At 71.1% G+C, this 18,118-nt stretch carries 14 protein-coding genes; 8 read left to right on the top strand and 6 right to left on the bottom strand.

Annotated elements, in window-relative coordinates:
* Positions 1-146: 146 nt before the first annotated feature.
* From PSD17_RS29130 to PSD17_RS29155, 6 genes are all read right to left on the bottom strand, one after another.
* Positions 147-1,289, bottom strand: a complete 1,143-nt coding sequence (locus tag PSD17_RS29130; RefSeq protein ID WP_339125606.1) for an amidohydrolase family protein — start codon at positions 1,287-1,289, stop codon at positions 147-149.
* A gap of 93 nt (positions 1,290-1,382) precedes the next feature.
* A complete protein-coding gene (gene groL, locus PSD17_RS29135; RefSeq protein WP_013672837.1) occupies positions 1,383-3,068 on the bottom strand; it encodes a chaperonin GroEL in 1,686 nt (561 codons plus the stop codon).
* Positions 3,069-3,196: 128 nt separating this feature from the next.
* Entirely contained in the window at positions 3,197-3,574 is a 378-nt protein-coding gene (gene mimD, locus PSD17_RS29140) for a propane 2-monooxygenase effector subunit MimD (RefSeq protein WP_013672836.1), read from the bottom strand.
* Positions 3,571-4,758 carry an aromatic/alkene monooxygenase hydroxylase subunit beta gene (locus tag PSD17_RS29145; protein WP_013672835.1) on the bottom strand — a complete coding sequence of 396 codons (1,188 nt, stop codon included), beginning with the start codon at positions 4,756-4,758 and terminating at the stop codon, positions 3,571-3,573. Before PSD17_RS29145 ends, mimD begins: the two co-directional genes overlap by 4 nt.
* A complete protein-coding gene (locus tag PSD17_RS29150; RefSeq protein WP_013672834.1) occupies positions 4,755-5,810 on the bottom strand; it encodes an FAD-binding oxidoreductase in 1,056 nt (351 codons plus the stop codon). The genes PSD17_RS29145 and PSD17_RS29150 overlap by 4 nt, the downstream gene beginning before the upstream one ends.
* 102 nt (positions 5,811-5,912) lie before the next feature.
* Entirely contained in the window at positions 5,913-7,550 is a 1,638-nt protein-coding gene (locus PSD17_RS29155; RefSeq protein WP_041760377.1) for a methane monooxygenase, read from the bottom strand.
* 475 nt (positions 7,551-8,025) lie between these two features.
* On the opposite strand from PSD17_RS29155, the gene PSD17_RS29160 reads away from it, so the two are divergent.
* The 8 genes from PSD17_RS29160 to PSD17_RS29195 all read left to right on the top strand — a co-directional run bounded on the left by PSD17_RS29160 (position 8,026) and on the right by PSD17_RS29195 (position 18,108).
* Entirely contained in the window at positions 8,026-9,828 is a 1,803-nt protein-coding gene (locus tag PSD17_RS29160; RefSeq protein WP_041760376.1) for a sigma-54-dependent Fis family transcriptional regulator, read from the top strand.
* A 252-nt stretch (positions 9,829-10,080) separates the two neighbouring features.
* The gene (locus tag PSD17_RS29165; RefSeq protein ID WP_339125610.1) at positions 10,081-11,259 is read left to right on the top strand and encodes a thiolase C-terminal domain-containing protein; all 1,179 of its coding nucleotides are present in this window, start codon (positions 10,081-10,083) and stop codon (positions 11,257-11,259) included.
* Positions 11,256-11,660, top strand: a complete 405-nt coding sequence (locus PSD17_RS29170; RefSeq protein WP_013672830.1) for a Zn-ribbon domain-containing OB-fold protein — start codon at positions 11,256-11,258, stop codon at positions 11,658-11,660. The genes PSD17_RS29165 and PSD17_RS29170 overlap by 4 nt, the downstream gene beginning before the upstream one ends.
* Positions 11,661-11,786: 126 nt before the next feature.
* Positions 11,787-12,779: a TAXI family TRAP transporter solute-binding subunit gene (locus PSD17_RS29175; protein ID WP_339125613.1), complete on the top strand. Its 993-nt coding sequence runs from the start codon at positions 11,787-11,789 to the stop codon at positions 12,777-12,779.
* A gap of 14 nt (positions 12,780-12,793) precedes the next feature.
* Complete coding sequence (locus PSD17_RS29180) at positions 12,794-13,861, top strand: LLM class flavin-dependent oxidoreductase (protein ID WP_339125614.1); 1,068 nt, start codon at positions 12,794-12,796, stop codon at positions 13,859-13,861.
* Entirely contained in the window at positions 13,858-15,351 is a 1,494-nt protein-coding gene (locus PSD17_RS29185) for an AMP-binding protein (protein WP_339125616.1), read from the top strand. The genes PSD17_RS29180 and PSD17_RS29185 overlap by 4 nt, the downstream gene beginning before the upstream one ends.
* Positions 15,338-16,150 carry an alpha/beta fold hydrolase gene (locus tag PSD17_RS29190; RefSeq protein WP_339125618.1) on the top strand — a complete coding sequence of 271 codons (813 nt, stop codon included), beginning with the start codon at positions 15,338-15,340 and terminating at the stop codon, positions 16,148-16,150. The genes PSD17_RS29185 and PSD17_RS29190 overlap by 14 nt, the downstream gene beginning before the upstream one ends.
* Positions 16,147-18,108 carry a TRAP transporter permease gene (locus PSD17_RS29195; RefSeq protein WP_339125620.1) on the top strand — a complete coding sequence of 654 codons (1,962 nt, stop codon included), beginning with the start codon at positions 16,147-16,149 and terminating at the stop codon, positions 18,106-18,108. The genes PSD17_RS29190 and PSD17_RS29195 overlap by 4 nt, the downstream gene beginning before the upstream one ends.
* The last annotated feature ends 10 nt before the right edge of the window (positions 18,109-18,118 follow it).

The following is an 18,118-nucleotide window of genomic DNA, read 5'->3' on the forward strand; positions in this document are numbered from 1 at the left end:
GCGTACCTCCCCCGAGAGTCGCCCGACGCTAGGCACGGTGATCTCGACCCGCAACCGGAAGCACGGGAGCGGGCCGGGCGAACGACGGCGATCGGGCTCGAGCCACGGGGCTACCCGCCAGGGGCCGGCCCACACAGGGGAACCGGTCAGGAACCGGCGCCGGGACGCAGGGCGGCGGGCGCCGACGGGATCGCACCCGCGGGCAGCGGGATGCGGTAGAGCCGGGCGGCGTTGGCGCCGAGGATGGCGTGCCTGCCCAGGTCGTCGAGGTCGGCGTAGCGGCCGCACAGCTCCTCGGGGAACCGGAACTCGACGAGCTCGCGCACCAGCCGCGCGGGCCGGATCAGCGGGTAGCCGCTGCCGAACAGCATGCGGTGCACCCCGAACGCCTCGAGCAGGGCCCCGAACGCCCGGGCCGCGTCGACCCGGTGCAGCCGCAGGCCGGCGAGCAGCTCGGTGAGCAGGACGTGCACGTTGGGCAGCCGGGCGAGCCGGCAGAGGCTCGCGGTGGGCATGCAGGCCGCGCCCAGGACGAACTGGACGCGCGGCAGCGCGGCCGCGAGGTCGCGCAGCTGGACGGGATCGAAGCCGCCCTGGCCGGCGGACCGAGCGGGCGAGCGCACGGGCAGCGCCGACCCCGCCCGGACGGGATGTGCCCAGTCGGGCCAGCGCCGCGGCCGGGCCGCCGCGGCGGCGACGTCGGCCCGGCGCGGGATGGCCCAGCCGGGAACCCCCGGCCAGGAGGGCGTCGACGGTCCCACGCCGAGGTGCACGACGGTCGCGCCCGACTGCTCGGCGCGCGCGAGCACGCGGCGCAGCCACGGCTCGCCCAGGGGGATCCGGGTTCCGGGTCGGTGCGCGGGCGCGAGATGCAGACCGCGCAGGTCGGCGTTGCGGACCCGGGCGGCGAGGCCCCGCGCGCCCGCCGATCCCATGGCCGGGTCGACCTCGCCGGTGAGGACGAAGCGCCCGGGGAGGTCCTCCGCGAGCTCGGCGTGCCACGCGGTCGGGCTGAAGCCCAGCACGAACAGGTCGTCGAGCGTCAGCGGCTGGAGGACGGCACGGTCGACGTGCCCGCCGATCACGTCCGCCAGCAGCCCCTCACCGGTGACGCGGGCGAACTCGTCGACGTCGACGGCCTGCGGCTGGCGGTCGAGCAACCGGTGCCGCCGGTAGAGCTCGGCGACGTAGGCCTCACCGGACGGACCGGCCTGGTTGGACGGGCTGCCGTCCCAGGCGTGGACCTGGGCGTCGATCACGACGTAGTCGGCGGTCGCGCTGCGATACATCGTGGTCCCCTCCCGCTCCGGGTCGCCGGCGTTCCGGTGGTCGCGCGACCCGTCCCGCCCCGTCGTGAGGTCCGGGGCGGGACGGGGGTCGGATCAGCCCATCGACGGGCCGAGTCCCAGCGACTGCGGGGTGCTGGAGTCGGGCGACGGCTGCGGGATGCCGTCGTCGAGCGGGCCGTACTCCGTCATCAGCGCCTTGTTCCACGGTGTCTGCTCCTCGGCCACCAGCGAGTTGGTGGTGAGGATCAGGCCCGCGACCGAGGCGCCGTTCTGCAGCGCGGACCGCACGACGCGCAGCGGGTCGATGACGCCCAGCTCGATCATGTTCCCGTAGCGGCCCTCGAGCGCGTCGAAGCCCTCGTCGACGCCCAGGTCCGAGACCTGCTTGACGACGTCGGCGCCGTCGTAGCCCGCGTTCGTGGCGATGAGGTGCACCGGCTCGGTGAGCGCCCGCCGGACGATCTCGACGCCGATCTGGTAGTCGCCCGAGACCTGCAGCCGGTCGAGCGCGGCCTCGGAGTGCAGCAGCGCCGAGCCACCGCCCGCGACGATGCCCTCGGCCATCGCGGCCCGGGTCGCCTGCAGCGAGTCGTCGACGCGGTGACGGATCTCCTTGAGCTCGGCGTTGGTCGGGGCGCCGACGGAGATGATCGCGGCCTTCCCGGACAGCCGGGCGATGCGGTCGGAGAGCCAGTCCTCGTCGGTACCGATCGTGGCGCGCGAGAGCTCGGCGCGCAGCTGCGAGAGGCGCCGCTCGACCGCCTCCTTGGCCCCGTGGCCGCCGATGATCGCGGTGTTCTCGTTGTCGGCGCGGACCTGCGTCGCCCGCCCGAGGTGCTCGACGGTGATCTGCTCCAGCGAGAACGACGACGCCTTCGAGTGCACCTTCGCGCCGGTCAGCGCGGCCATGTCCTCCAGCAGGTGGATCCGCTTCTCACCGAAGCCGGGGGCCTGGATGGCGGTGACCTTGAGGTGGCCGTTGACGTGGTTGTGCACCAGCATCTGCAGCGCGGTGCCCTCGACCTTCTCGGCCACGATGACCAGCGGCTTCGGGTCGCGCATGACGCGCTCGAGCATCGGCATCAGCTGCCGGACGTCGGTGATCTTCTCCGCCGACAGCAGGATGTAGGGGTCGTCGAGCACGGCGAGCATCTGGCCGGGGTCGGTGACCAGGTACGGCGAGACGTAGCCGTTGTCGAACTCGAAGTCCTCGACGAAGTTGACCTCGAGGCCGAGGACGTTGCCGTCGTCGACCGAGATCACGCCGTCGTCGCCGACGGTGTAGAGGGTCTTCGCGATGACCGTGCCGATGGTGTCGTCGTCGTTGGCCGAGATGGCGGCGACGCGGGAGAGGTGCTCCAGGCTGTCGACGGGGTGCGCCACCGTCGACAGGTGCTCGACGATCGCCGCGACGGCCATGTCGATGCCGCGCTTGACGAGCACCGGGTTGCCGCCGGAGGTGATGGCCTTCATACCCTCGCGGACGATGGCCTGCGCCATGACCGTCGCCGTCGTCGTGCCGTCGCCGACGATGTCGTTGGTCTTGATCGCGGCTTCCTTGAGGATCTGCGCGCCCATGTTCTCGAACGGGTCACGCAGGTAGATCTCGCGCGCGATGGTCACACCGTCGTTCGTGACCTCGGGCGTCCCGGTGATCTTCTCCAGGATGACGTTGCGCCCCTTGGGGCCCAGCGTGGACTTGACGGCCTCGGCGAGTTGGTCGACGCCTGCCTGCAACAGGTCGCGGGCTTCCTGTCCGAACTTCAGTTCCTTGGCCACTAGGCCCTCCTGGACTCAGATCTCTACGTCTGCGCGGGGTGAGAGAAGTTGTGGAGCGGCCCGGGTCGCCGGCCGCACCGGCGTGCGCGGTCGGCGACCCGGGGATGGTGACGCGAGGCGCCGCTGGACTAGCGGGTCACCTCGGGCGGGAGCATGTCGCCGATGAACTCGGCGGCCTCCTCCAGATTCCCGAACATGACGGTCCGGTCATCCATGTGGATCATCTTGCCGTAGTGCGTGGACATGTTCTCCTCGAACTCGGCGGCGTCGTAGAAGCCGGGCTCCTCGCCGAGCGCCTCGGAGATCTCGTCGTAGACGAAGTCCATGCGGCCCACGCAGTCGACCCGGATCATCGACGGCAGGTGCGTCACGGTGACGTTCTCCTGCTTCGCCATCACGTCCGCGACGACGACCCCGACCTGGTTGTTCATCAGGGTGACGCCGGCCTTACCGGACGCGGTGTTGTCGGCCTTGAACGGGCTTTCTGCGGTCTTGAAACTGGTCACAGGTTCAGCTCCTTCGGGGCTTCCAGTCCGAGGTCGGAGACGATTCCGGCGAACCGGCTCTTGGCGCGGTCGAGGCTGTCCTCGAATCGCGGGGGCTTGGCGTCGGGCAGCGACCAGATCGGCTGCAGGGTCCGGGCCGCCTCGAGTGCCTGCGGCACCCACTTGGCGAGCCAACCCTGCAGGAGCTGCTTGTTGTGGTCGGCGAACTCGCGGTCCTGAACCAGCGGACCGAAGCAGGCCTGGGTCCAGCGCAGGTCACGCTGGGCGTAGTCGTACTCCGCGGCACCCATGACGGTGGGGGTGACGAAGTCACCGTTGCCGGCCGCGACCTGCATGACCAGGTTCGACCGGAACAGCTCGCCGATCAGCGGCTCGAAGACGACGTTCGTGGCGAACATCATCTCGCCCCAGTCGTCGTCGACGGCCGTGAGGGCCTCGGTCACCTTGCGAACGCCCTGCCAGACGTCGTCGTTGTTCCACGCGTCGAGGTGGGCGCTCCCGTCGAACCCGTCGATCTCCTCGCTCAGGGTCAGGTTGTAGAGCGCGAGGTCCTGGGCGAACCGGATCTTGTGCATGCTGTTCACCGCGATCGCGGTGTTGTGCATGTTCGTGGGCGCCGAGCGGTTGCAGGCGGCGAACACGTACAGACCGAGGATGTGCTCGACGTGCATCCAGGCGCCGACGTTGCGCTCGACGAAGTTGACCCAGTTGGGGGTCCAGTTGTCGAAGCCCTTCAGCACCCGGGCGTTCTCGATGTTCTGGTTGACCTGGCGGACGACGTTCGCGTTGTAACGGTAGAACGTCATCTCCCATTCTTCGTTGGGGTCACGGAACTCGTGCCAGCCGTGGGCCGGCCAGTCCGCGACGTGACGTCCGCCGGAGCCGATGCCGCGCTCGGGCTCGGGCTCGTCGACGCCCCAGGCCTTGAGCTTGGTCCAGGTCAGCGGGTAGCCGCGGGAGCCGTCCGCGAACCCGTAGATCCAGCCCTGGGACAGGTAGTGGCGCGGGTCGGGCTGGACGTCGACGGTGACGTCCTCGTAGTGGGTCTGCTTGCGCTTCGCCGGCTTGTAGTAGTTGTAGCGACGGGCGCTCGCACCGGAGTCGGGGAATTCCTGGGCGCCGGCTTCGGCGTCGGTGAAAGTAGGCTTCGGAACACTGCGTTCCGGACGTTGAGTGGTCGTCATTGGCCGTCCTCGCCTCCTTGTTCACCGGTGGTGGTGAACTTGTCGTAGAAGATGTTCTGCTCAGACACTCCGAGTGCCGTGAGCACCGGGATCGCCGCGTCCACCATCGGCGGCGGTCCACAGACATAGGCATCCCGGCCCGAGAGGTCCGACTCGAGCCGCTTCACCACGTCGGTGATCAGCCCGGTCTCGCCGCTCCAGTCGTCGCCGTCCGCCGGCTCCGACAGGGCTGGGACGTACCGGAAGTTGGGAAGCCGTTCCTCCAACTCCCGCAGTTCCTTCTCGAAGCACAGGTCCCGCTGGCCGCGGGCCCCGTAGTAGAAGACGGCCTCACGCTCGACGCCACGGTCCGCCATCGATCGCAACAAACCGAGCACCGGAGCCAGTCCGGCCCCGCCGCCGACGAAGATCAGCGGAGAGGAACGGCTCTCGCGCAGCGTGAAGGTGCCGAACGGGCCCTCCACGTCGAGCCGGTCGCCGACCGAGACCTTGGTTGCGAGGAACTCCGAGAACAGGCCATCGGGGTAGATCTTGATGACGAACTCGAAGTGGCCCTCGCGGCCCGGGACGTTAGCCATGGAGAACGAGCGGCTCTCCTCGGTGCCCGGCACCATGAGATCGAGATACTGCCCCGGGAAGAACTTGATCTCCTCGGGTTCGACGAGCTTGAGAACCAGGTGCCGCATGTCGTGGGTGACCTCCTCGTTGGAGACCACCTCCGCGACACCCTTCCGCAGCGGGAGGCCACCCCGGATGATCTCCTCGTCGTAGTTGAGGAGTTCGATCACGAGGTCCTCGTACGCGTGCGCCCGGCACAGGAGGGTCGAACCCTCCTCCTTCTCGTAGTCCGGGAGCGCGAACGTCGAGTACGAGTCGTAGTCGATGTCCTCGCCCTCGAGCACGAAGGACTTGCAGGCGGCGCACTGACCTTCCTTGCAGCCGTGCATGAGCTGGACGCCCTGCTCGGCGGCGGCACGAAGAATGTTCTGGTCCTCGTCGACCTCGATCTCGATGCCCACCGGCTCGAACCGCACGATGTGCTTTTTGCCCATGACTTCCTTTACCGGTCGACCTGCTTCATGTACTGAGTTCGGCCTGGCAGAGGAAGGGCCGACGGTGGCGCCGCCGGCCCTTCCCCCTCACCTGACCCGCGCTCAGGCGTTCTCAGGTGCCGGACGTCCGGCGGGCCCCTGACGGATGTAGTCAGCGTGGAACGCCGCCTTGCCGGCGTCGTCCATCTCGTTGATCAACACGTTGGGGCTCTGCAGCGGAGGACACCGCCGCATGTGGTCCAGAGTCCACATCTTGCTGGGGTCGAGGTTCAGATGCGGCTGCGCCGTCATCGTCTTGCCGTCGTCCCGAACGAAGCCCATGTCGGACACGACATCGGCCCAGTTCCAGCCGTGGTACAGGGTCTCCCACTCGCGGTGGCCGACCAGGCGACCCATGTTCGGGGTCTCGCGACCCTGGTACGTCGGGCGGAATGCCTCGACGTCCGTCCAACGGCAGACCTCGTGGCAGTACGTACGGGTGACCCCGTCGACGTCGGCCATGACCATGTCCTCACGGACCAGACACGGGACCATGCAGGTCCAGCAGCGGGCCGGGTAGACGTAGTCCACGTCCTCGAAGACGATCGGGTTGTGCCCGTTCGGCGTGGCGAGGCGGTTGTAGTTCTCCCACCACTTGCCGTACTTGTCGTACCAGCCCGGGTACTTGTACTCGAACCACTCGAAGTCCTCGTCGGTCATGCCGTCGATGCGCCAGTAGTTGGCGAGCCAACCGGTGGCGAAGAACTGCGCGACCTCGTGGACGTAGCCCTTCTCCCAGATCTGCTTCCACGACTCTTCGATCAGGTCGTGCGGGATGACCAGGCCGTACTTCTCGAGCGGGATCAGGTAGGCACGGTAGTAGTCGTCGTAGATCCAGCGACGCCACATCTCCGCGTAGGACTCACGGTCCTTGCGGCGGTCCTTCGTGCCGTACTCGATGAAGGTACCGATGGCCGCGTCGACGACACGGTGGTTGTTCCACCACGCGTAGCGCAGGTCGCGCTCGAGCAGCTGGCGGTTGTCCTCGTCCGACAGCGCCATGAGCAGCGTGGCGTAGCCGTTGGAGATGTGCCGCGACTCGTCGGACTGCACCGAGTGGAACACCGTCGGCAGCAGGTAGTCGCCGTTGGCGGCCGCCTCGGCCGGCATGGCCACGAACAGCGTGTTGGTGAACGCCGTCTCGGCCACGATCGTCAGGTAGATCGACGCCGCGGTGATCGCGTCACCCGTGATGAACCCCTCGGCGAACTGACGGCCGATGGTGCCGCAGTAGTCGCTGTGGAAGTTCCGCAGGCTGTTGTTGAAGCCCGCCGGGTCGATGTAGTTGTTCATGTACAGGCGCTTCAGGTTCTGCTGGATCGTCGAGTGACGCACCTCGTCGATCATCTGAATGGCCTGGCCGTTGTGCAGCTCCGGGTTCGGAACCACGTGGAAGAGCATCGGCATCGACCGGGCCGCGGAGACCTCGGGCAACGGGATGATGCTCAGGAACAGCTTCTGCCACTCCAGCCAGCGCTCCTGCACCTGGCGGAACATGTTGCCGCGGATGGCACCGTCGGAGGCGCCGTAGACGCGGTGGTCCTTCTCCTCCTGCATGGGGAAGTACGACCGCAGGACCTGCTTGAGCGGGTCCTTCTTCGCGGCCTTGCGGAAGGTGTAGTCGGTTCCGTACTTCATGTACGGCTCGTGGTACTGCGGCTCCCAGGAGAGTTCCTGGATCTTCTGGTGAGCCTTAGCCAGACTCTGCCGACTCACGTCGTCTCCTCACGTGGTGGGTGTTCAGGGTTCGATGCGTGGACCGCACTGACCCCACTGCCCTCGCAACCCCTGCGGGCCTTCCGGCGTGGACGCGCCGGCGGGCCGTCTGCGATCGCGAGCCCGGGCGTTCACCGGGAGACAGCGCGGGCGCCCTCGGTGGCGGCTCGGACACGAGCGGTTGCGATCAGGGTTCGCGGGTCCCCGAACGCAGTGCCTCTCGTGCCGGGAATCACACCCCCGCAGGGCCTGACCTGCGGTCTCAATATGAGACGGTGGGCAGTTCGGGGGGCCCTATCGTTCGTGGCGTCCGGGCGGTACCGTCCGGATCGATGGCTCCTGCCACAAGAACGTGGCGGGTGGCTGCGTCCAGGAGGGCAACCGGTTGGTCCACTCGACGGAACACTCGACCCCCCACTCCTCGCAGCCGGCGACGGACGCCGGAAGCGAGGAAGCCAAGGTGCCCGTCGGCGCAGCCGCCGCGCGTGTGGCGGAGGCCCGGTCGGCGTTCCTGACCGACGAGAGCGTCGAACCGGGCGTCGTGCGCGCCCCCATCCTGGCCTCGTGGACGCGGTCGCGGAACTTCCAGGTTCCCGTCGACCACCTCGATCTGCCGTACGAGACGGCGTTCGACTCCGACTCGCTGCTCGCGCGCGCCGCCGGCCCGATCCTGGCCGAGATGAGCGACCAGCTCGCGACCGAGCCGGTGAGCGTCATCCTGTGCGACGACGACGGCGTCGTCCTCGACCGGCGCAGCACCGACACCAAGCTCAACCAGGGGCTCGACCGCATCTGGCTCGCCCCCGGCTTCAGCTACGCCGAGCGCTACGTCGGCACCAACGGCATCGGCACGGCCCTGGAGGGGCGCGGCCCGGCGCTGGTCTTCGGCCACGAGCACTACGTCGAGCACCTCGAGGACTTCGCCTGCGCGGGGGCCCCGATCCGCCATCCCGTCAGCGGCAAGCTGCTCGGCGTCATCGACCTGACCTGCTGGCGGCGCGAGGCGAACCGGATGATGGTCGCCGTCGCGACCAACATCGCGCGACGCATCGAGGAGACGCTGCTCGACCACTCCGGCCGGCGCGAGCTGTCCCTGCTGCACGACTACCTGGCCGCCTGCCAGCGCAACCGCGGCGCGGTGTTCGCCATCGGCGACGACCTGCTGATGATGAACGACCAGGCCCGGCAGCTCGTCGATCCGGCCGACCAGAGCTCGCTGTTGTCGCACGCCGCCGAGGCGCTCTCGACCGGCCGCCGTCGCCAGCTGCTCGTCGACCTGCCCAGCGGCGCGATCGCCCGCGTCCAGACCCGGCCGAGCTGGGGTGAGCACGGCGTCCACGGCGGCGTCCTGCACGTCCAGCTCGTCGCGGCGGAGGCGGCCCCGACCCGGTCGCTGAGCCTGCCGCCGCCCACCGCGCTGCCGGCCGCCGTCGGCTCCGGCCCGCTGTGGACCAAGTGCGTACAGGCCGTCGACCGGCACCTGCAGGCGCGGGAGTGGCTCGTCCTCGAGGGCGAGGCCGGCTCGGGCAAGCGCACCCTGGCGCGCGCCACCCACCAGCTCCGCAACCCGGCCGCCCACCTGCGGGTCATGGACGCGCAGGACTTCGGGCCGCGCTGGCTCGCCGACGTCCGCGAGGAGCTCGAGACGGGCAACGGCGGCACCCTGGTGCTCTGCCACGTCGACACGCTGCCGCCCGACGCCATGCGTGCGCTGGCCGACGCGCTGGAGCCGCACCGCGAGTCGACCGACCCGGAGCGGCCGTGGCTCGTGGCGACGGTCGACCGCGGCCGCGAGGACACCGCCGCGGACATGATCGAGCTGCTGGACTCGTTCCCGCGCACGATCGAGGTGCCGCCGCTGCGTCACCACATCGAGGACGTCGCCGAGCTCGTTCCGCACCTGATCGCGCGGCTGACCCGCGGCTCGGACCTCACGTGCTCCCCGGAGGCGATGCGCGTCCTCATGCGCAACCGCTGGCCCGGCAACGTCGAGCAGCTCTACCAGGTGCTGCGCAAGATCGTGGCGCGCAAGCGGTCCGGCACGATCGCCCCGGCCGACCTCCCGGCCGAGACCCGCGCGATCACCCGCCGCGTCCTCACCCCGCTCGAGGCGATCGAGTGCGACGCGATCGTCGACGCGCTGCTCGACACCGACGGCAACAAGGCCGAGGCGGCCCGCCAGCTCGGCATGTCGCGCGCGACCATCTATCGCAAGATCCGCGGCTACGGCATCTCGCTGCCGCAGCTGGCCGACTCCCGCTGAGCGAGTGTCCGACGGACCGCCGTCGATGGGCTCGGTGATCCGGGCGGTTCGTGGCACGGCGAACGCCGGGTCGGCACACCGGGCCTGATCGGGCCCTGCGACAACGCGGCCACGGGCCGCCCGGGCGCCGACCGCGGCCAGTGATCCGTCAGACGTCCTGCTCATCCGATTCCGGGCGCGCACCGCCGAGCGTTGACGAAAGTCTGTACAGACTTCTAAAGTCTGCACAGGCTTTCTCACGACGAGGTGGACATGCCTGGGCCGAGCTCGGACGGTTTCCCCGCAGGTGCCGTGATCACCGGTGCCGCGGAGGCCGGTGTCGCCTTCGACTGCGGCATGGCGGCGATCGACCTGGCCGTCGAAACGGCCTTGCAGGCCCTCGACGACGCCGGGCTCACCGCGGCCGACGTCGACGCGCTGCTCGTCGCGAAGGGCGCCGATCTCGTCCCGGCCGACCGGCCGACCTTGGAGCTCGCCGAGCACCTCGGGCTGACCCTGGACCGGACCGACACGACGCTGGCCGGCGGCGCGTCCCCGGTCGTGCAGATCATGCACGCCGCCGAGGCCGTCGCGGCCGGCCGCTGCCGCACCGCGCTCGTCGTCTACGCCAGCACACAGGCCTCCTCGCGGTCGCGCCGCCTCGGGGGACACGCCCGTCCCGCCGCCCACCGCTCGGCGCAGCTGGAGGCCGCGGCCGGGCTGCTCTCGCCGATCGGCGTCAACGCGCTCGCCGCCGCCCGGCACATGTACGAGTTCGGCACCACGCTCGACCAGCTCGGGATGGTCGCCTACTCCGACCGGTCGTGGGCCACGCGCAACCCCGCCGCCCTCAGGCGGGAGCCGCTCACGCCCGAGCAGATCGCCGCGTCGCCCCCGATCGCCGAACCCCTGCGGCGGGCCGACTGCTGCCTGATCACCGACGGCGCGGCCGCGGTCGTCGTCGAACGGGCGGGACGCCGCGACGCCCGGCCGGTCACGCTCGCCGGCTGGGCCGAGGCACACCGGCAGTACTCGCTGTTCGGCGCCGCCGGACTCACCCACACCCTCGCGGCGCGAACCGGACCGGCGGCCCTCGACATGGCCGGCATCGACGTCGACGACGTCGGCCTGGTCCAGCTCTACGACGCCTTCAGCATCCTGCCGCTGGTCCTGCTCGAGGACCTCGGGTTCTGCCCCAAGGGCAAGGGTGGTCAGCTGCTCGCCGACGGTGTCACCCTGCCCGGCGGGCGGCTGCCGATGAACACCCAGGGCGGCTCCCTGTCGCACTGCCACCCCGGCTACTACGGGCTGTTCCTCGTCGTCGAGGCGGTCCGGCAGCTCCGGCGGGAGGCCGGTGACCGCCAGGTCGACGCCGACTGGGCGCTCTGCCACGCGGCAGGGGGCGGCGCCTTCGGCGGTTCCCAGGCGACGCTCGTGCTGGGGGCGCCATGAGCGCGGTCGACCTCGACGGCTGGTTGGCCGACCCGCGCGGCGGGCCCTACTGGGCGGCGCTGCAGGACGGCCGGCTCGTGACGCCCCGCTGCCGCAGCTGCGGGCACCGCACGTCCTACCTGCGGTGGGTCTGTCCGGCGTGCGGTGCCCGCGGCGAGGCCGACTGGGCGGAGACGTCCGGCGTGGGCCGCGTCCACTCGGTGACGACGCAGCACCGCGCGCCCGCCGGCTTCGACCTCGAACCGCCCTACCAGGTGGCCCTCGTCGAGCTCGACGACGGACCGCTCGTCCTGGCTCCGGTGCCCCCCGGAGCTGTGGTCGCCATCGGCGACACGGTTCGCGTGACGACGCGGGACGTGCCCGGGCTCGGCCGCTTGATCTCCGTCGGTCCCCGGTCCTGACCCGCCGTTTCCCCGCATCACCGCCACGTCCGCTCTCCCACGTCCGCTCTCCCACGCCCGGGCGACCCGCACACGCCCGTCCGTCCGTCCCCCATCGGCGCTCCTGGAGGCCACTCGATGAAGACCATGACCAGACCGCGGTACCGGCTCGCGATCGCGGCCGTCGCGGCGGCGACCGCGCTGACGGCCTGCGGCGGCGGATCGACCGGTGCCGACGGCGGGCTGCCGAGCAACGTCAGCTTCGGGGGCGGGGCCTCGGGAGCGATCTACGGCGTACTGGCGACCGGGATGGCCGAGATCGTCAACACCAACCTGCAGGGGGTGAACGCCCGCGCCGAGGCCACCGCGGGAGGCCTGCAGAACACCCGGCTGGTCCGCGACGGCGAGCTGACGTTCGGGCTCACCGACCCACGGGTCGTGTATCCCGCGGTGCGCGCCTCCGGCGAGTTCGCCGACGAGCCACCGGCCGAGGACCTGCGGTTCGTCATGAACGGCTATCCGAGCCTGTACCAGGTCACCGCGCTGGACCCGAACATCCGCTCGATCGGCGACCTGCGCGGCAAGCGTGTCTGCACGGCCGCCGGGATCCAGACCGCGATGCTCGGCGAACTGCTGACGCCGTACGGCCTGGCGGTCGGTGACCTCTCGCTGTCCAACCTGGAGTGGACCGAGTGCGCCGACCGGATGAAGGCAGGCGACATCGACGTCATCGGGTACGCCGGTGGCCCCGGGGCGGCCGTGCTGATCCAGGCGTTCGCCGGGTCGCCGACGGCGCACGTCGTCGGCATCGACCCCGACAAGGCCACGGCGATGAGTGCCCAGTTCCCGTGGTGGAAGCCGTCGACGCTGCCGGCCGGCACGTACGACGGCCAGACCGCCGAAGTGCCGACCGTGGAGATCTCCGGCGGCACGCTCGTGACCCGCGCGGACACCAGCGAGGAGCTCGTCCACCAGTTCCTCACGGCGCTGGAGTCCCACTTCGACCAGTTCTCGAAGGTCCACCCCCTCGCGTCGTACTACAGCCTCCCCGGCACCGCGACGAACACGATGAGCGACGTCCTGCCGACGCATCCCGGTGCGGCCCGCTTCTACCGCGACAAGGGAATCCCCGGCTACTGACGGAAGGACGCGCCATGCAGTTCGGTCACCTGTTCTGGCAACAGACGCCCGACTTCTCGATGCCCCACGACGTGCGGCTCAACCAGGTCCTCGACCTCGCCACGGGCTGCGAGGACGCCGGGTTCGACAGCATCTGGTTCGCCGAGCAGCACTTCACCAACTACGGCTACTCCCCCAACCCGGTGCTCATCGCGACCGCCGCCGCGCAGCGGACGCGCCGGGTGCGCATCGGGCTGTCCATCGTCGTGCTGCCGCTGTGGAACCCGGTGCGGCTCGCCGAGGACCTCGCGCTGCTCGACATCTTCAGCAACGGGCGGCTCGACGTCGGGATCGGCAAGGGGTACCAGCACATCGCGTTCCGCGGGCTGGGGGTGGACATCGACACCCGCCAGGCGCGTTTCGAGGAGTCGCTCGACGTCCTGCTCCGGGCATGGACGACCGACGAGCTCCAGCTCGCCGGCCCGACCTGGGTCACCCAGCAGGCCGTCAACGTCCTGCCCAAGCCGGTGCAGCGACCCCACCCGCCGATCTGGGTGGCCGTCACCAGCGACGACAACATCCGGTGGGCCGCCACCACGGACTTCCACGTGTTCGGCTCGGCGAACTGGGTCACCAACCAGCGCGGCCTCTCCGACCATGAGCTCTACCTGCAGGAACGCCGGGCCGCAGGGCGCTCCGACGACCGCTGGAGCTACGCGCTGAACCGGCAGACGCGCGTGCTGGCCCAGGGCGAGGACCGCGACGAGGCCTGGCGGGTGTTCGCCGACCGGTGCCGCTACACCTTCCGGCTCGCCCGCAGGCTGCGTCGCGACACCGTCCGGTACGAGCGCGGGATCGTGCACTCCGACGTGATCGAGGACGAGCCGACCGACGCCGAGCTGCGCGAGCGCACCCTCTTCGGCACCCCGGACGAGATCGCGGAGCGGGTCGTCAAGCTGCATGCGACGCTGGACACCGACCTGATCATCACCCAGATGGACTTCGGCGGCGCGCCCCACGAGGAGGTGCGCCGGTCGGTCGAGCTGTTCGGGACGGAGGTCATCCCGGCGGTACGCAGCGCGTTGCCCGCGGAGACGACGTGATCACCTACGCGGACTACCTCCGCCGCGCGGCGCGCCGCTGGCCCGAGCGGACGGCCGTCGTGTCACCGTCCGCGTCGGTCACCTTCGCCGGGCTGCTGGCGAGCGCCGAAGGACTCGCCACCGGGCTGCGGGCGCGCGGCCTCGGCGTCGGGGACCGGGTGGCCGACCTGCGCGAGAACAGCGTCGAGAGCGTCGTGACCGACTTCGGGTGCGCGCTGGCCGGCGTCACCCGCGTCTCGGTCAACCCCCGCTCCTCGGACGAGGAGATCGCGTTCGTCCTGCGCGACAGCCGCCCGTCCCTGCTGCTCGCGGACGGTGCGAGCGCCCGCCGCGCCGCCGCGGCGGGCCTGGACCGGCTCGTCGGCGTTGTGCTCGACGAGCTGCCGTCGGCCACCGGCCCGCGCGCGGAGGCGGTCGTCGTCCGTGACGAGGACGTCCTCGCCCTGCGCTACACGGGCGGGACGACGGGCCGCCCGAAGGGAGCGCTGCGCACCCACGGCCACCAGCTCTGGGTGGCCACCAACGTGCTGCTCGACCTCTGCGACCTCCGCGAGTCCGACGTCCTGCTGCACACCCAGCCGCTCTCGCACGGCGCCCACGTGTTCGTCCTCCCGTGCGTGATGCGCGGAAGCACCCAGGTCGTGCTGCCGCGGTTCGACCCGGCCGAGGTCGTGCGCACGATCGCGGAGCACGGCGTCACCGTCGTCAAGTGCGTGCCGACCGCGCTGCACCGGCTCCTCGACCACCTCGACCTGGAGCCGGCCGCACTCGGGACGCTGCGCCAGATCATCTACGGCGCGGCGCCGATCCCGGAGGTCGTGCTGACCCGCGCGCTCGACCGGTTCGGCCCGATCCTGTCGCAGACGTACGGGCAGACCGAGGCACCCGCGACGGTGAGCGCGCTGACCGTCGAGGACCACCGGCGCGCGATGAACGGCGAGAGGCACCTGCTGCGCTCGGCCGGCCGGCCGTACAGCACCGTCGACGTCCGCATCGTCGACGGCGAGGGTCGTGAGCTGCCCACGGGCGAGACGGGCGAGGTCTGCGTCCGGGGCCCGATGACCATGTCGCGGTACTGGGAACGCGACGGGTCGCCCGTCGACGACGCGGGGTACGTCCGCACCGGCGACGTCGGCTACCTCGACGCGGAGTCGTACCTGTACCTGGTCGACCGCAGCCGGGACGTGATCATCTGCGGGGGCTACAACGTCTACCCGCGCGAGGTGGAGGAGGTGCTCTACACCCATCCCGGGGTGTCCGAGGTGGTGGTGGTCGGCCTCCCCGACGCCGAGTGGGGCGACCGGGTCGTCGCCGCCGTGGTGCCGCGTGGCACGCCGGACCTCACCGAGCTGCTCCGGCACTGCCGTGACCGGCTGAGCACGTACAAGGTCCCGCGCGAGATCCGGCTGGTCGAGAGCCTGCCCAAGACCGCCGCCGGCAAGCAGCTGCGGCGCGAGGTCGCGGAGGTCCTGCGCGGTGGACGTGGCTGACCCCCGCACCGAACGCACCCGGCTCGACGCACCGGGCGGAGCCGTGGCGGCCTGGACGACCGCCGCCGACCACGACGCGCCCCCGCTCGTCCTGCTGCACTCCCTGGGCCTCGACGGCCGCGTGTTCGCCCCGGTCGTGCGCGTGCTCGCCACGCGCCGCCGCTGCCTGGCACTCGACCTCCCCGGGCACGGCGGCACGGGCGCCGACCACGGGTTCGACCTCACCGACGCCGCGGCCCGCGTCGCTGCCGTGGTCTCCTCGCAGGCGCGACCGGTCGACCTGCTGGGGGTGTCGCTCGGCGGCGTCGTCGCGCAGCTCGTCGCAACCCGGGTACCCGCGGCCGTCCGCCGGCTCGTCCTCGCGCACACGTTCGCGTACCTCCCGACCGGCGACGCCCGGCTCGCCGACCAGCGGCGCCGGGTCGCGGCGCTGCCGGACCCGGCGGTGTGGGCCGCGTCCCGGGCCGACGCGGTACTGAGCCCGGACGCACCGCGGGAGTGCCGCGACCTCTTCGTGGCGGCCGCCACGGCGATGGACCCGGCCCGGTTCGTCGAGGCCGCCGCCGCCGTCTACACCGTCGACCTGCGAGCGGACGCCGCGCGGATCGAGCGGCCCACGCTCGTCGTGGCGGGCCGGCACGACGACCGCGTGCCGGCCGCGGCGACCGACGCCCTCGCCGCGCTGCTCCCCGACGCCCGGGTGACGACGGTGGACGGCGGGCACCTGTCCCACCTCGACCGGCCCGGCGAGTTCGCCGCGACCGTCGCGACCTTCCTCGACCAGGAGTGCCGAGCATGAGCAGCGCGGAACCAGACGTCGTCGAGACGCGGGCCGACGACGTCCCGGCCGAGGCGGTCGCCCGCGAGCGGCCGCGCTGGCGGCAGGTGGCGTTCGTGGCCCTGGCCGTCCCATACACCCTGTTCCACCTGTGGATCGCGTACAAGGGCTGGCCCGCGCCCTTCCAACGCCGGGCGCTGCACATCGGCGGCGGGTTCGCGCTGCTGTTCCTGTGGTTCCCGATCGCCGTCGACGGCCGCCGCCGCGCGCTGCGTACCGCGCTGGACGTCCTCGACGTGTGCATCGCGGTCTTCGCCGTGGCCCAGGCCGTCCACCTGTTCCAGTCGGCGTCGCGGCTGCTCACGAAGACGGGTCTGGTCGACCGCACCGACGCGATCCTCGGCGTCGTCACGGTGCTGATCGTGCTCGAGGGGACCCGTCGGGTGCTCGGCTGGGGACTCACGATCCTGGGCGGCCTCGCACTCGCCTACATCTTCCTGGGCCACTACCTGCCCGGCGCCGTCGGCCACGGCGGGTACTCACTCAACCGCGCGGTGTCGACCATGTACCTCGGCACGGACGGGATATTCGGGACGCCGACGGGCGCCTCCGTGGACTACGTGTTCATCTTCCTGTTCTTCGCGGTCGTGCTGGAGCGCGCCGGGGCGTCGGCGGCGCTGTCGTCGTTCGCGACGGCCGCCTTCGGCCGCTTCCGCGGCGGCCCGGCGAAGGTGGCGGTGGTGGGCTCGAGCCTCTACGGGACGATCTCGGGCTCGTCCGTGGCCAACGCCGCGTCCATCGGGCCGTTCTCCATCCCCATGATGATCCGGTCCGGCATCCGGCCCCGGGTGGCCGCGTCGATCGAGTCCGTGGCCTCCGTCGGCGGCCAGTTCGTGCCGCCGGTCATGGGCGCCACCGCGTTCATCATCGCCGAGCTGCTCGCCAAGCCCTACGGGGAGATCATCGCGGCGGCCGCGATTCCGGCGGCGATCTACTACGTCGCGACGTTCCTCTACGTGCACTCCTACGCCCGCGCCCAGGGCATCCCCCCGATCGGCACCGACGAGATCCGCACGGCCCGGCACACGTTGGCGCAGAACTGGTTCCGGGTCACCCCGCTCCTGGTGCTCATCCTGCTCGTCGCGGTGCTGAAGCTCCCGGCCGGACTCTCGGCGCTCTACGCCGCGGGCCTGACCATCGTCCTGGCCCTGACCCTGCCCGAGGTCCGGCGGCACGTCCTGCGGTTCGGGCTCGCCGTCTGCCGGGCGACGAGCCTGCTGACACTGCCGGTCGTCGCGGCGGTCGCCACGGCGGGCATCGTCGTCGGAGCGCTCAGCCTCACCGGGATCGGAGACCGCCTGGCGAGCCTGCTGGTCGCCGTCTCCGGCGGGAACCTGCTCGTCCTGCTGATCATCACGATGGTCGCCGCGCTCATCCTCGGCGCGGGGCTGCCCACCGTCCCGACCTACATCATGCTGGTGGTGCTGCTCGCGCCGGCGCTCATCGAGCTCGGCGTCCCGCCGCTCGCGGCGCACTTCTTCATCTTCTACTACGGGGTGCTCGCCGACCTCACGCCGCCGACCGCGGTCACCGTCGTCGTGTCCGCGGGGATCGCGGGTGAGAACCCGTGGAAGACGATGCTCACGGCGACGAGGGTGGGCATGTTCGCCTACATCGTCCCGCTGCTGTTCGCCCTCTACCCGACGCTCGTCCTGCAGGGACCGTTCTCCCTCGCGGAGACCGGGCTGACGGTGCTGTCGACCGTGGTCGGCGTGGTGGCGACCGTCGCGGCGACGCAGGGCTGGCTGCTCGGCCGGCTGCCGACGTGGGCACGGGTCACGATGATCGCGCCGGTCGTCCTCGTGCTGCTGCGCTCGGTCATACTCTCTGCGGTCGCCGGCGTGATCGTCGTGGCCGTGGTCCTGCTGTCGCGGCGACGCCGACCCGTCGACGTCCACGCGGCTACGGTCGAGCGGTGACGAGGGAGGG

This window comes from Pseudonocardia sp. D17, from assembly GCF_036984265.1.
Classification (GTDB): Bacteria; Actinomycetota; Actinomycetes; order Mycobacteriales; family Pseudonocardiaceae; genus Pseudonocardia; species Pseudonocardia benzenivorans.